The sequence below is a fragment of the Cobetia sp. L2A1 genome, from assembly GCF_009796845.1.
Classification (GTDB): domain Bacteria; phylum Pseudomonadota; class Gammaproteobacteria; order Pseudomonadales; family Halomonadaceae; genus Cobetia.
Genome location: NZ_CP047025.1, coordinates 2,285,747 through 2,300,347 on the forward strand (window position 1 = coordinate 2,285,747; position 14,601 = coordinate 2,300,347).

The 14,601-nt window shown below is 56.1% G+C and carries 13 protein-coding genes; 7 read left to right on the top strand and 6 right to left on the bottom strand.

The genetic code is table 11. From position 1 onward, the window contains the following. Positions 1-362 precede the first annotated feature (362 nt). Entirely contained in the window at positions 363-2,066 is a 1,704-nt protein-coding gene (locus tag GQR90_RS09835; RefSeq protein WP_158773953.1) for a sodium:solute symporter family protein, read from the top strand. Positions 2,067-2,092: 26 nt separating this feature from the next. Next, positions 2,093-2,221, top strand: coding sequence for a putative transporter small subunit (locus GQR90_RS17625; protein ID WP_233266210.1), 129 nt, complete (start codon positions 2,093-2,095; stop codon positions 2,219-2,221). Between the two features lie 97 nt (positions 2,222-2,318). Here GQR90_RS17625 and GQR90_RS09840 read toward each other — a convergent pair whose 3' ends face one another. The 6 genes from GQR90_RS09840 to GQR90_RS09865 form a co-directional block, all read right to left on the bottom strand. Beyond that, entirely contained in the window at positions 2,319-3,125 is an 807-nt protein-coding gene (locus GQR90_RS09840; protein WP_158773954.1) for a hypothetical protein, read from the bottom strand. 18 nt (positions 3,126-3,143) lie between these two features. Next, on the bottom strand, positions 3,144-3,884 hold the full coding sequence (locus GQR90_RS09845; RefSeq protein ID WP_084208904.1) for an SDR family NAD(P)-dependent oxidoreductase: 741 nt from the start codon (positions 3,882-3,884) through the stop codon (positions 3,144-3,146). Between the two features lie 61 nt (positions 3,885-3,945). Continuing rightward, on the bottom strand, positions 3,946-4,734 hold the full coding sequence (locus tag GQR90_RS09850) for an SDR family NAD(P)-dependent oxidoreductase (protein ID WP_158773955.1): 789 nt from the start codon (positions 4,732-4,734) through the stop codon (positions 3,946-3,948). Then, a complete protein-coding gene (locus GQR90_RS09855) occupies positions 4,731-6,092 on the bottom strand; it encodes an MFS transporter (RefSeq protein ID WP_158773956.1) in 1,362 nt (453 codons plus the stop codon). Before GQR90_RS09855 ends, GQR90_RS09850 begins: the two co-directional genes overlap by 4 nt. Positions 6,093-6,143: 51 nt before the next feature. After that, a complete protein-coding gene (locus GQR90_RS09860; RefSeq protein WP_158773957.1) occupies positions 6,144-7,025 on the bottom strand; it encodes a polysaccharide deacetylase family protein in 882 nt (293 codons plus the stop codon). A 532-nt stretch (positions 7,026-7,557) separates the two neighbouring features. Continuing rightward, positions 7,558-8,589 carry a GntR family transcriptional regulator gene (locus GQR90_RS09865; protein ID WP_158773958.1) on the bottom strand — a complete coding sequence of 344 codons (1,032 nt, stop codon included), beginning with the start codon at positions 8,587-8,589 and terminating at the stop codon, positions 7,558-7,560. Between the two features lie 360 nt (positions 8,590-8,949). Here GQR90_RS09865 and GQR90_RS09870 point away from each other — a divergent pair, with 360 nt between their 5' ends. Genes GQR90_RS09870 through GQR90_RS09890 form a run of 5 tightly spaced genes read left to right on the top strand, consistent with a single transcriptional unit; the run spans position 8,950 to position 14,505 of the window. After that, positions 8,950-10,470 carry an NCS1 family transporter gene (locus tag GQR90_RS09870; protein ID WP_267902024.1) on the top strand — a complete coding sequence of 507 codons (1,521 nt, stop codon included), beginning with the start codon at positions 8,950-8,952 and terminating at the stop codon, positions 10,468-10,470. A gap of 53 nt (positions 10,471-10,523) precedes the next feature. Beyond that, positions 10,524-11,873 (top strand): amidase family protein, encoded by a 1,350-nt coding sequence (locus GQR90_RS09875; protein ID WP_158773959.1) that lies wholly within the window; start codon positions 10,524-10,526, stop codon positions 11,871-11,873. Between the two features lie 30 nt (positions 11,874-11,903). Continuing rightward, positions 11,904-12,206, top strand: coding sequence for a hypothetical protein (locus GQR90_RS09880; protein ID WP_158773960.1), 303 nt, complete (start codon positions 11,904-11,906; stop codon positions 12,204-12,206). A gap of 45 nt (positions 12,207-12,251) precedes the next feature. After that, complete coding sequence (locus GQR90_RS09885) at positions 12,252-13,295, top strand: CobW family GTP-binding protein (protein ID WP_158773961.1); 1,044 nt, start codon at positions 12,252-12,254, stop codon at positions 13,293-13,295. Continuing rightward, entirely contained in the window at positions 13,288-14,505 is a 1,218-nt protein-coding gene (locus GQR90_RS09890) for an ABC transporter substrate-binding protein (RefSeq protein WP_233266214.1), read from the top strand. The genes GQR90_RS09885 and GQR90_RS09890 overlap by 8 nt, the downstream gene beginning before the upstream one ends. The last annotated feature ends 96 nt before the right edge of the window (positions 14,506-14,601 follow it).

Genomic DNA, 14,601 nt, shown 5'->3' on the forward strand with positions numbered 1-14,601 from the left:
TCAGGGCGCACAGCGTATGCCGTTGACCAAGGATATTGCTTAAAAATACCGCCATAGCTGATGGCTACACTCAATAACAAGGAAGATCATGAGACTTCATTATACTGATGAAGGACGATGCATGCCCCGACGTCCCCCCCCCCGCCACTTTCCTCGACGGGAAGTGCTAAAAGCCCAGTCACTACCGACTGAGTCTGCCGATAATCAATGACGCGGCATATCGCGCTGCGCAGGACCTCAGTTGCCTGTGCAAATAATGCTGTATTCGTCTACGGCTAAGAACCTTCCTCTCATTACTCGTCGCTGTCGACAGTGATTTCTGCTGCTGACCAGTGCCCTGTTAACCCACAGAGGGTCCGTTCTTGAACAATGAATCGTTATATCAATTCTCGACGCTGACTGTCGTGCTGCTATTGGTCGCCTTCTATGGCGGCACCTATCTGATAACACTCAGCATCCGCAAGAAAACCGAAGATGCTGACGAATTCATGGTCTCCAACCATAGAGTCGGCTTCGGCATGGGCGCTGCGAGCATGACCGCCACCTGGATCTGGGCGGCATCGTTCTACGCAGCAGCTACCTCGGGCTTCACCTATGGCGTCTCTGGCCCGATACATTATGGCTTCTGGGGGGCGCTGATGATTCTATTCATCTATCCCTTCGGCCGTCGGTTCCGCAAGCTTGCCCCCAATGCCCACACGCTGGGGGAGCTGATCCATGCACGTCACGGTTCAAGCAGCCAGCTGATCCTGGCCTTCTCCAACGTGCTGGGCAGCATCATCAGCCTGATGGTCAACTTCACTGCCGCCGGCGCACTGGTCTCCGTGCTGTCTCCGCTGTCGTTCCAGGCGGGCGTGATCATGGCGGGCACCGGGGTGCTCTTCTACACGTTCTGGTCTGGCTTCCGCGCATCGGTCTTAACCGATTTCGCCCAGCTGGTCGCCCTGATGGCCATCGCCATCATCATCATACCCGCGGTGTTCTTTGCCATGGGGGGGCCTGCAGAGCTCGTCGAAGGTTTGAAGCATGTCACGCCACAACAGGCGGACTTCTTCTCGATGGATGCCATCCTCAATCAGGGGGCTCCCTTCTTCGTGGCTGTACTGGCCTACGCAATCGGTAACCAGACCATTTCCCAGCGCCTCTTTGCCGTCAATGAAGACCACATCAAACCGACCTTCATCACGGCGACCGTAGGCTATGGCGCCATCGTCATCGGCCTGGGCATGATCGGCCTGATGGCGCTGACACTGGGTGTCGAGCCCATGAATGGCGACATGAACAATCTGATCCCTCAGATGGTGTCTGAGTACTTGCCGCCCTTCTTCATCGCACTGTTCTTCATTCTGGTGATCGGCTCACTGTCGTCCACCGCCGATTCTGATCTATCTGCGCTCTCCGCCATCATCATGGCCGATGTCTACGGCAAGAATATCGCCCGCGGCAAGCCAGACCCCAGACGCATGCTGCTCATCGGTCGTGTGACCATGATTGTCGCGACGATGCTCGGTATTACCTTCGCCAGTTTCTCACTGGATATCCTCGTGATGCTGGTATTCGTCGGTGCGCTGTGGGGGGCTATCGTATTCCCTGTCATCGCCAGCTGCTTCTGGAATCGGGTCACCAATGCCGCCTTTACCGTCTCGGTACTGGTCGCCATGGTGCTGTTCTGCGTTGCGCGCTTTGAACTGGTTCCGCTCACTGGACTCAGCGGGTTGTTCTTCGAGTTACTCGCCTGCATCGGGGGCGGTGTCATCATCGGCCTGATGGTATTTGGCTTCCTCGGACGCACACTCGGCATCATTGCAGGTGTTGCGGCAATGATTGCCATGCTGATCTTCGCCACCGGCTTTCTTCGCGATTACACCGTGCTGTTGTCTTCACTTACTGCCTACGGCACCAGCACGCTGGTGTGTGTGGTGATGAGCTTGTCCAGTCGTCAGGAGCGCTTCGATTTTGCCACCATCGGTGAAAAGGTCGGCAACTACGATGAAGCGCTGGATGCCGAGAATCGGCGTGACTCTGATTCGATCCAGACACGGCCTGCCACTCCAACGAATGCATAGCACCTGAACACAAGGAGACATTCATCATGACGTTACTCTTCGCTGTTTATGTCCTGGTCTGGCCGGTGCTGACACTGGCGGTACTGGTTGTCATCTGCCGTGCGGTTGCCCGCGACCGCCGCAGTGCGCGTAAGGAACAGCGTGATCTGGTATAAGAGGTGATGTGACGTAGCACCGTGACACAAGAAGCCCACCACTGGAGACTCCAGTGGTGGGCTTCTTGTGATTTATCGGACAGATGTGCGAAACCAGTCAAGATATACGCGGATTATTCCGACATATATAAATGGAGTGAAAATACTGGGATAACCAGAGCATCGTGCTGACACAAAGTGATGCTGCCAGGGATAGACCGAAGGCATATTCCGGCGGCAGCGATTGAACACTCATTACCATCACTGCGCTAAAGGCTACCAGACTCAGCATTCCAAGCTGTGTCGCCGCCAATGTCGCTCTGGCCACCTCGGCTCCATACCGTTGGTGAAGTGTCAAGGCAATGGTCAGCATGCCAATCGGGAAACTCAAGGCAATACCAGAGACAGATGGAGCAATATCGTCCAGTACTACTGTGGCAAGACAGACAATAGTTCCTGCGAGTGCACCACGGACTACGAGATCCCCCCATCGTGGAGGTGATACTGACAGCGCGCGCGCAAGTCCCAACCCACGAGTAAATCTTAAAGCCAGGCAATGGGAAGACAGGAACACGACAAGTGCCAGCCCAAGCCCACCCGGCATCAGTCCGGCCAAGGCTGCTACCGGCAACCATAGAAGCGCTGCAAGTACACCACTCAGGGTGGCACCTCTATGAGCTGCCAGCAGCACATACCCCAGGCAAAAGGCAAGGGTCGCCAACATGGCATGCAGGGTACCGAGCGCAGCATCAGCCACAAACGTAGCCGACTGTTCCTGCAGCATAAAGAAGTAACCCGGCGCCAATACGATAGGCGTTCCCGCCAATACTCCACCGAGTTTGGGGCCCAGTCGCACCACGGCGACTGACACGCCGATCACGATCAGGGCAGTCGACAACCATTTGACCAGCAGAAGCCCTAACATCAACACACTCCCGCGTGATTACATGACATCGCCACTATTGGGACCTAGACACTGCCCGAGGTAGAGATCGCCGTCAGGTGAAGCCGCCAGCATCAGTGCCGTTGGTGCTACCTCTTCCGCTCTACCGAAACGTCCCAAAGGAAGCTCTGCCTCCTTTGCGGCAATCCACTCGGAACTCAGGCCTTCCAGCATAGGCGTCAGAATCGGGCCAGGGGCTATCGCATTGGTCAGAACATTGTAAGGTGCCAGCTCTCGTGCCATCGACTTGGTCAGCCCCAATACACCGGCTTTAGCCGCACAGTAGTGTGATAATCCCACACCTCCCTTGAGTGCCAGCTGTGAGGCGATATTGATGATACGCCCCTGCTTTCGCTCGACCATGTGCGAGGCAACGTAGCGACTGATCAGGAAGACCCCGCGTAAATTGATACCGATCATGCGATCAAAGGTCTCAGAGGTCATTTCCAGGAAGGGAGTTTCATCCAGAATGCCAGCGCTATTGACCAATACATCAATGACCTGATGCTTCGCAATCACGCTATCGATCATGTTCTTGACTGACATTTCATCAGAGGCATCAACGACATGGGTGCTGATGCGAGTCTCGAGCGACTTTGCAGCCTTGCCGCAGGCTTCGACATCACGATCGGCAATTGCAATGGTAGCGCCTTCCGCATGATACAGATTCGCGATGGCCAAACCGATTCCACTCGCACCACCGACGATCAGAGCCACCTTGCCATGAAGTTTCTGTGACATGGAACATCTCTCCAGCAATAGAGAAGGAACGGGGCAGGGACTCTGCCCCGTCATTCAGCGATCAGCTCGGCCAACGAACCGTCAGCCCACCATCAACGATCAACTGCTGACCGGTGACATAGGAAGCATCATCACTGGTCAAGAAGCGTACCGTACGGGCAACTTCATCAGCACGCCCTACTCGCCCTGCCGGAATGACCTTGCCTGCAGCAGCCAGACCATCAGGGCCTAGCGAGTTGACCGGATCAAGCGACTGAGGAGTCTCGATCAAGCCCGGTATCAGGGTATTGACTCGAATGCCACGCGGGGCAAGCTCCACTGCAAGTGATTTCACCAGCCCCATCAATCCACTCTTAGCAGCCGCGTAATGGCAGTGATTGTCCCATCCGTAAACGCCGCCAGCGATGGAGGAAATTGCTACCATGGCACCCGGCCCCTTCATGACACGCGAGGCGCTGCGAAATACTCGCATGACACCAGTCAGGTCCACCGACAACATGTCATTCCAGGCATCGTCTGATAGCGTTTCCAACGGAGACTGACGCAGAATCCCTGCTCCCGCCACGGCAATATCCAACTGCCCGAAAGCCTCAGTGGCTGCCTGAGCGAGAGAGTCGCATTGGTCTCCATCACGGACATCCACCGCTACGGCAATACACTCGCCACCAGCCTCCCTGACGGCTGACAAGGTATCTTCGATATCATGAGGATCACTGGGGTAATACCCTGCGACTACCTTTACCCCAGCCTTGGCGTAACTGACCGCCAGGGCTTGACCAATTCCGCTGGCAGCCCCGGAGATGATCGCCACCTTGCCAGCCAAACCATCGTCACGTGTCAAGGTACTCATGCGACTGCCTCCTTTAGAACATCCTCTTCAAGGTGATCCACCTTGCGAGTCCCCAACATCAGAAGGCCACTGAGCATCAATGGCAGAGACCCCGCCAGGATAGCGGCCCACGTCATGCTCACCCCTGCCGTCAGTAGCACGGAGACCAAACCGGAACCGACGATAGCTCCCACTGGGGCCATCACGTGGGCGACATTGGCTCCTGTACCACGGACGTGAGCCGGGAAAGACTCCCCCATGTAGAACAGGATGGCGGCGAACGGGCCAAGCAAGAAGAACAGCGTGATGGCATACATCATGTAGACAAAGCCATCACTGGCCGGGCCCAACAGCATCACTACACTAGCGATGCCGCCCAACAGGAAGCCCAACATCACCGTCGTGCGACGGCCAATGCGATCCCCAAGCCAACCATGTGTCAGGTACCCCACGAAGCCCACCGCATTGGCCAGGATCAAGACATACAAAGAGCTTTCAAAACTTACGCTTTTCGCTTCCACCAGGACTGTCGTTCCCAACACGGCAAAGACCTGGATCGCCATCCAGCTGAATAACCAAACCAATGACAGCGAGATGGTATGACGACGCAGTTCTGGCCCGAACACACCTTTGAGCCCAAGGTTATTGCCTGTATTGACTTCAATATCATGCTCGGCAGCCAATGCGGCAGCCCCGGCAGCATCACCCGATTTACGACGACGCTCCACTTCCTTGATGGCAGCGAACACCGGCGATTCCGGCAGTTTCATGGCCATCACGATGACGATGATCGACGCACAGGCCGCCACAAAGAAACTGCCACGCCAGCCAACGACTGGCAGTAGCATTGCCGTCATCCCGGCCGACAGCAGCGCCCCTACTGGCCAGCCGCTCTGGACAAGACTGAACATGAAGCCGCGACCCTTGGCTTTCTTGTAGATCTCATTGAGGTATACGGCATTGACGACTTCTTCAGAGACAGCAAAGCCTGAGAAAGCTCGAATGATCACCATTGATGCCGCACCAATAGCGATCCCGGACAGGCCGGAACTAAGCGCCCCGCCGATCACCAGTAGAATCAAGGTATTCTTGCGGCCGAAGCGGTCAAGCATGGTGCCGACAACCAGAGAAACGGCAAACACGCCAATCGTCGCCCAGGTATTGACCGCAGTGGCCTTGGCAGTAGTCCACCCGAAATCATCAGCAATCACGGGTAATAGTGTGCCAAATAGGGTGTAGTCATAGACCGAAGCCACCCAGGCAATGAAGCAAACCAGAGAAGCATAGCCGATCTGCTTATTGGTAATTTCAGCATTCCAAGGTTCATCTGCGCTTGCAGCCTGCCCCTTGACTGTTACATTCGACGTTCGTTCAGTCATCCTCATTACCCTCTCATTTGATTGTCGTTATATAGGGGTTAAGGGGGTGCATCATTTGCGTGGATTACGTGCCGCGAAATCATCGGCAATTTCGTCGAAAGTACAGAAACGAACGCCTTCATGACTCTTCATATGCTCGATAAGACGTTCAAGCATCATCAGCACCTGAGGGCGACCTGACACATCCGGATGAATCGTCATGGTGAAGACGGCGTAGTCATTTTCGCGATAGACCCAATCGAACTGGTCCTGCCACATCTCTCCCAAGTGGCGAGGGCTAACGAAGCCATGGCTATTGGGTGCCTTCTTGATAAACATCATTGGCGGCAGGTCGTCGAGATACCAGTTGGCGGGAATTTCGATTAGATCCGTTTCCTCACCACGCACAAGCGGTTTCATCCATTCCTTGGCCGATTTCGAATAATCAATCTTGGTCCAGGAGTCACCAACACGAACGTAGTAGGGATGAAAATCATTATGCATCAGGCTGTGGTCGTACTTGATTCCGCGCTCAAGCAGCAGCTCGTTGGTCACCGGACTGAATTCCCACCACGGCGCGACATAACCCGTCGGGCGCTTGCCTGACAGTTTGGTCACCAAGTCGATGTTGTAATCCAGCACGTCGCGCTCCTGCTCGCGCGTCATGGCGATCGGATTTTCATGGCTATAGCCATGTACGCCAACCTCATGTCCCGCCTCTACCACCGCCTTCATCTGCTCCGGGAATGTCTCGATACTGTGGCCAGGAATGAACCAGGTGGTCTTCAGGTTGTAACGCTCGAACAGCTTGAGCAATCGCGGCGCCCCGACTTCCCCAGCAAATAGACCGCGCGAAATGTCGTCAGGAGAATCTTCACCACCGTAGGAACCCAGCCAACCGGCTACTGCATCAACATCGACCCCAAAAGCACACAGAATCTCTTTCTTCGCCATCTTGACCACCTCGTTATTGAACTTGTCATGGTGTGCTGTCGTTCGCACCTTGCACGTATGGGCCGAACGACGGCATGGCAGTGATCACACCCGCCCTGAATTGGAGATTGGATACAAAGGTCATTTTTGTCAAGAAGATGTGTAGACCGACATACATCTCGATCAGCGCATAAACACTGACCCAGGAATCGAGGTTTTGCGGCTAACTTATTAACTGAAAAGCGATTTACACGAGAACGATGGAATCGAGAGGAGTGGTGCACTTCATGCGAGCTTTCGACCAAAGGCTAAAACGTCTAGGATCATTTTCAACAATGATCATTTTTAGGAAGAAACGTATACAGACACCATTTTAGATGGGAGACGTGATGACGCGGAAGCACGCCAGACAGCACGAGGCAGCGAGAGACTACTTGAGGGGGAAGGGAGCGCAATGGCTCAGCGTGCGATACCACGAGGCAGCAGTTCCACTACCTCGTGACACGCATCACCATCAGGGGAGAACCTATGGCATTCGTCGAAATATCACACCTTAGACGATGCGAAGCAGGTAGGGAGGAAGGTCTGGCTCAGGGAATACTGACAGGACTTTCAAGCGCCGCCGAGTCCGCTCTGCAGCCGCTTGAAGATGGGATTGCAGACTGGAAGCTGCAGCGTCGAATGCCCCATAGATCAGGTGATCAATGACCAGCTTGTGTTCCATCAGCAGCGGCTCGTGCCTCGGCACCCCCAGCATCTGAAAGAACATTCGATTGACGATCATCGGTAGCTGGCTCTGGGCAATCATCTCACTGGCCTTACGGTTGCGATAATGACGCAGACACTGCTGGTGCAGGTCATTTTCCAGCTTGGAAATCGTGGCGACACTCTGTTCTTCGGGGTGATCAAGCAGACGCTGTAATCGCGACCGCATGTCCATGAGTTCAGCACGCTCCAACATGGGACCAGAAGCTCTCAGAGCTGCTGGTTCAAGCAGTACTCGAATCTCGAAATCCTCAGCGACGGCCTGTGCAGTCAAGGGCCCCGCCAACCAGTGCGAGTGACGATCCTTCTCGACAAGACGTTTACTGCGCAAGCGCCCCAGGACCTCCCGAGCCACGGTTCGACTTACCCCATAGAACTCGCTTAGCGCCGTCTCGATGATTCGGAAATGCCCAAAGGCCAGACACATCGCCACGGCCTCCTCCACCTCCGCATGAATCCGCTCTGCGGCGGGTCGCGTGTCCACGACCGGCGCTTCCTCATGCCCCAGCCCCAGCAGCTGAGGTGTCAGTGGTTCACGTGATGGTGTCACGGCATCAGGATCCGGGGTCGCCAAGAAGCCGCGACCCTCGAACCGACTGATGAGGCCTTGTTCATGAAGCAGTTCCAGGGCTTTGCGTACCGGCCCACGGCTGGTCCCGAACAGTCGCGCGATAGGACCCTCCAACAACACAAGGTTGGTGGGCATGCGCTCGGACAGAATCGCTTCTCGCAGAGAATCTTCAATCATCGCATAGCGCGGGGCACGACTCTCCTGACGCTTGGTAGAACTGTTTGCACTGGCCAGAACCCATTCCTCCATGATGTCGCCGGATCACTCTGGACCCGCGGGATCCTCCCCGACGAAGCCTCTATCACCAAGGGTCGACGGTCCGGAACATTTTGACACTTCGCTCACGCTCTTTCGAGCATGCGAAAAAATGACTTTTTCTACCGCCTCCAAAGCCGCTTTGCGCTTACTTGCCTTTGATAACCCGATTTTCTCACTGAAAAACCCGACTCAGAAATGGTTATGCACTAGTTGCGCGGCGAGGTACAGGTTTCAAAGGTTGCCAAAAAATGATTTTTGTATCCATACTGCATTTATGCGATCTGGAGACAGCCCGATGCTCTTCGACGCTATCGCACTCCAATAACAACCATCCAACTCTGGAGCGATGCCGTGGTACACACTCAGCATGCCCCCCTACCTGACCGATCAAACGCAGCTTCCGATGATGCTCAACATCTTCTGAAAGCTTCCATTCTGCCCGTATGGTTGAACCAGAGAACCATTGGCTTCCTCGGGTTCATTTGGCTATGGATCGGCATGGCGGTCATCATTGCGACATTCCAGCTCGGTGCAGGCGGAGTTGCCGGGCTCCCCTTGCTGCATGTCGTGGCAATCATCTTCCTCGCCAATCTCGTTCTAGGCATCGTGATGACCCTGACTGCCGATATCGGCACTGAACATGGGCTATCGTTTGCAGTGTATCTACGGGCTCCTTTCGGGCTCAAGGGGACTCACCTGCCTGCCGTATCACGCGGTATCGTGGCGGCGATATGGTTTGGGGTACAAACCTACCTCGGTGCCATAGCGCTCAATGGTATCGTCGAATATCTGTGGGGCTTCGATAACTGGGTGGTCTGGTACGTGCTCTTCGCGGCCATTCAGATCATCAATACGGCTCTTGGCATACGCGCCGTGGAGCTCCTGGCCTCCATTGCCGCCCCCTGCATCGTCGCGATCTCCGTGTGGATGTACTTCACACTCGATGTACTGGCCAAGACGCAAGGCATCAATATCTGGACCTTTGTCGGTGATCAGAACGTCGCAGCGCTGGGGCTATTCTTTGCCAACATGGCATTCTGGTCAGCATTGGCCGTCGACATCCCCAACTTGACACGCTTTCTCAAGACCACCGGTGGGCAACGCAACTTCCTTGCGCGAAATCGCAACGTTCTCGTCGCTCAATTTGTTGCGCTACCTGTCACACAAGCATGGATCGCGCTGATCGGCGGTGTGTCATTCATCGCGGCAGGTGACTGGAACCCTGTCACGGTCATACAGGGCCAAGGTGGAGGACTGACGCTGATTGCCCTGTTGGCAATGGTCATCCTCGCCCAATGGTCGACCAATAACGCCGCCAACTTGATTCCTGCAGCTCTTACCTTCGTGAATGCGGGTGCACCACGTGTGAGCTACCCGATGGCCCTGGTTATCGCGGGCATCATCGGCACGGCCTCCATGCCCTGGTTGATTCTCGACAACCTGTTTACCTTCCTGAGCTACTACGGTGCCGTACTATCGGCAGTAGGCGGCATCATGGTGGCGGATTATTACCTGCTTCGCCGCCGCCGACTCAATGTTCCGGCTCTGTATTCTCCCACCGGTCAGTTCCGCTTTTTCAAGGGCTTCAATCCGGCAGCTCTCATTGCCTGGATCACGGGTGGCACCATGGCCCTGATCTTTCTCGAGTACGCCTACGCCGTTGGTTTCGTGACAGCCCTGGTGGTCTATGTACTGCTGATGAAGGGCTGGATACTTCGACACTACCCTCAAGAAGAGATCGACTCCGGTTTCAATGATCGCTTCTTGGCAACCTCGGTAGGCCGCAACTGGGTCTATACCCAACAAGGACACTTCGAGCGCTTGAAAACTGACGACATTCCGACCAGTGCTCTCAAGCGTGAAGATCGCTGATTTGTCCCATAGCGCCGCCCTGGCGGCGCCTTTCTCTTTTCATGGAGATGTTGATGTCCTCCACTCCCCCTACCGCGCTGGATCTCGGTCAAGCCATTCAGCGCGGCGAACTAGACCCTGTCGCAGTCACCAAGCACTCCTTGGCCATGGCAAGAGAGAGCGAGGCGGTTTTCATCTCTCTCACCGAAGAGCGTGCTCTGGCTGAAGCGCAAGCCTCCGCTGACCGTCAACGCCTCGGGGGGTTGCTGGGCCCTCTCGATGGGGTTCCCATTGCCTGGAAGGATCTGATCGATATTCAAGGCACGCTGACTACCGGAGGCAGCAAGATACTGGCCCAGCCTTGCGCACGCTCGGATGCCGATGCGGTACGACATGCCTCTGGCGCAGGCATGGTTGGCATAGGCAAGACCAATCTTGCGGAGCTTGCCTATTCGGGACTTGGTCTCAACCCGCACTATGGCACTCCTCACCACACCCCGGGCCAGAGTGAACCCCGTGCGCCCGGAGGTTCCAGCTCCGGCTCCGCCATCGCCGTAGCCAAGGGTATCGTTCCGGTCGCCATCGGCACTGATACCGCGGGATCGCTGCGCGTACCGGCGGCTTTCAATGGCCTGGTGGCTTACCGCCCTTCTCAGGCACGTCATACTCGACAGGGCGTCACCCCCTTGGCCAGAAACATGGACACGCTCGGCGCCATGGCAACGACACTGGAAGATTGTCTGGCCGTCGACGATGCCATGCGCGGCAGGCCTGTGTATCAGCGCCTACCGAGTCCGCCGGAACAGTCCGTCATCATTCTCGACACGACCTGCCTGGAGGATCCCAGGGTGGCCTCCAGCGTACGCCGCAATCTCGAGAACAGCGCTGAACGCCTGGCTCAGGCAGGCTTCCGGGTCGTCCACCGACACGTAGTCAGTGTCCATGACACACTGAATTGCATCGCCCGACTTGGCTGGTTAGGCGCAGTAGAGGCCTATACCGAATACCGTCATCTACTGGAAAGCGATGCGGCCAACGCCATGGACCCTCGCGTACGTCACCGCTTGCAATCCGCCGCTCGGATGACTCCAGACAACGTCGTCACACTGTATCGTCACCGCCAGAGCCTCAAGGCGCAGCTGCGTGAAGAGCTGAGCGGCGCCATTCTTCTGACCCCGACAGTGGCTCATACGGCCCCACTTCTGGGTCCATTGGAGGCGGATGCCCAGCACTTTGCCGAGGTCAACCTGGCAACCCTTCGAATGAGCATGGTGGCAAGTTTCCTGGATTCCCCTGCCGTGGCACTGCCCAGTGGCACGGATGAGGCAGACCAGCACACCAGCCTGCAACTCAGCGCACCTTGTGGTGAAGATGAACCCTTGCTCCGCGTGGCACTGTCAGCAAGCCGATACCTGAGCCGATGAAGATCTTCCCTCTAATATAAGGAGTTTCCCATGTGTGGATTGTGTGGCGCCCTCGGTGGCGAGGGACACTGGAGCACCCATATCGAAGATCCGGAGCAGGCACATTCTGAGCGACGCCGTGCCCGTGCGTATCGCATCACATTGATCAATCGCGTACTCAAGCCGCACCGGGTAGTGATAGAGGATTTCCAGGCAGCGAGTTTTGTTCTCGCGACCGCGACCGGTAAACGCGAAATCGTGCAGGAACTTGGTGGCGTCTGGCATCAAGCGGAACAGTTGAGCGGGAGGATGATAGATCCTCTGGATACTGCTTTCCTGCACTCACTTGGCTGACTCATGGTCGTTTCGAGTCCCAATCACTCATGCAAGGATCCTGTGATGAACGATACGACCCCTTTACTACCTGTGCATGTGATCTCGGGTTTTCTGGGCAGCGGCAAGACCACCCTGCTGAAGTCGGTTCTGGCCAGCGAGGACTTTGGCGACAGCGCTGTCCTTATCAACGAGTTTGGTGAGGTAGGGCTGGATAACCGACTGCTGGGTAGTATCGCGGAAGATGCGGTACTGCTCTCCAATGGCTGTGTCTGCTGTACCATCCGCGGGGAGCTATCTGACGCTCTCAGACGCCTCTTGTCACAGCGGCAGGAGGGGCTTATCCCTGCGTTCAAGCGCATCGTGCTGGAGACCACCGGGCTTGCTGACCCCGGTCCTATCGCCTCGACGATCACGGCCGACCCAGTTCTTCGCCATCACTTGCGTCCGGGGACAAACGTGACGCTGGTTGATGCACTCAATGCCAGCACCAGCCGCGAGCAATTTCCAGTCTGGGAAGCGCAAGTCGCAGTCGCCGATACCCTGGTGATCAGCAAGACGGATCTGATCAACGAGTCAGAACTCTCAGACGTGCAGGACCTGCTCGATACCATCAACCCGGCAGCCCGGCGCCTGGGCGCCGAAGCGCTTGGGCAACCAAGCGACCTGCTCTTTGCCTCTAGCCCCCACCTCCAGAGTTTCACCCCAAGCGAAGCCAAGTCATGGCTTGGCCCGTGGAGGAGAGTCACGACAGCCGACAGTCATGATCACCTAAATGAGGTGAGGTCATTTCGTCTCAACTTTGAGGGCGAGATCGATTGGACATGCCTGGGGATCTGGCTATCGATGCTGCTCAATCGTCATGGCAGCAATATCCTCAGGGTCAAGGGCGTGCTTCATGTCATGGGCGACAACCGGCCCGTGATACTTCATGGTGTACAGCACACTATTCATCCGCCGGAACATGTGGAACATTGGCCTGAGGATGACCGCTGCTCCGAACTCATCTTCATCACTCGCGGCATCAATGCAGATCGCGTGACAGATTCCCTCAATGCATTCATGCGTCAAGTCAGTGACCACCCGAGCCCAAGGATCTTCCATGCCTGACGCCATGACGAAACCCAATGCCCCCTATGTGTCACGCGGCCCTGTCACTCTTCGTGTGCTTGGCACCTCTGTAACGCTATTGGAGAGCATTCGCCAGCAAGCTCACGAAGATCTCGGCATTCGCCTGCAATTCGACATCATGGATGGGGTAGCGGCTCAACGAGCAGGCGTGATGGCACCGGACAGCTTCGATATTTATGACCAGTGGTTTCATAACGTGGATTTCGTCTGGCCGGCCAATGCCATCCAGCCAATCGAGCTGGATCGTATCCCGCACTGGGACCAGATCAACGATTTACCCAAGACCGGCAGGCTGACACCGCATGCCCCACTGGGAGCGGGGGGCAACCCGGTTGATCGCCTCTATGTACAGCCGGATGGAAACTGCGGCTCTCGTCCAAGTGATCGCATCACCATGCTACCGGTCAGCCATAACGTCGACAGCTTCGGCTATCGCATGGACTTGTTGCCCAAAGGACTGAATCGCGACATGGAGAGCTGGGCCTGGCTACTGGACGAACGTTGGCGTGGCATGGTCAGTCTGCAGAACGATAGCGCCATTGGAGCGATCGACGCCGCCTTGGCCGCCAAGGCGGCTGGCCTCGTACAATTCGAAGATCTGGGCAATCTCAGCGTGAACGAGATAGATACCCTGATCGACTGTCTGATCGAGCTCAAACGTCAGCAGCACTTCCGCACTTTCTGGAGCAATCAAGATCAGGCCTCTTCAGACATGGTCCGTGGCCGAGTCGGGATCGAAAGTCTCTGGTCTCCAGCCATGACAATGCTCAAGCAACGTCAAATAAAGGTGCGCATGGCATCGCCCAAAGAAGGCTATCGCGCCTGGTACGGTGGCATGTCCTTATCGCGAAGCGTCAAGGGTCGGACTCTGGATGCGGCCTACGAATATCTCAACTGGTGGATTTCTGGATGGCCCGGCGCCGTCATGGCGCGTCAGGGTTACTACATCTCGACGCCAGAACTGACGCGCCCCTACCTGTCAGAAGCAGAGTGGGATTATTGGTATGCCGGTAAACCCGCATCAGAGGAACTTGCCGACTCCTCTGGCGTATCGGGACTGATACATCTTGGAGAAATACGTGATGGTGGAGACTATCTGACACGCATGAGCCGGATAGCGGTATGGAATACCGTCATGGATGAACACAATTATCTCGTCAGACGCTGGAACGACTTCATGTCAGCATAAGCTGCCAGCCGTCACCTCTACCCAGTAACATGCGCCCCATCACTCGGCCTGAATCACGAAGCCCGCGATCGGTCATTACCGATCGCGGGCTTCGTG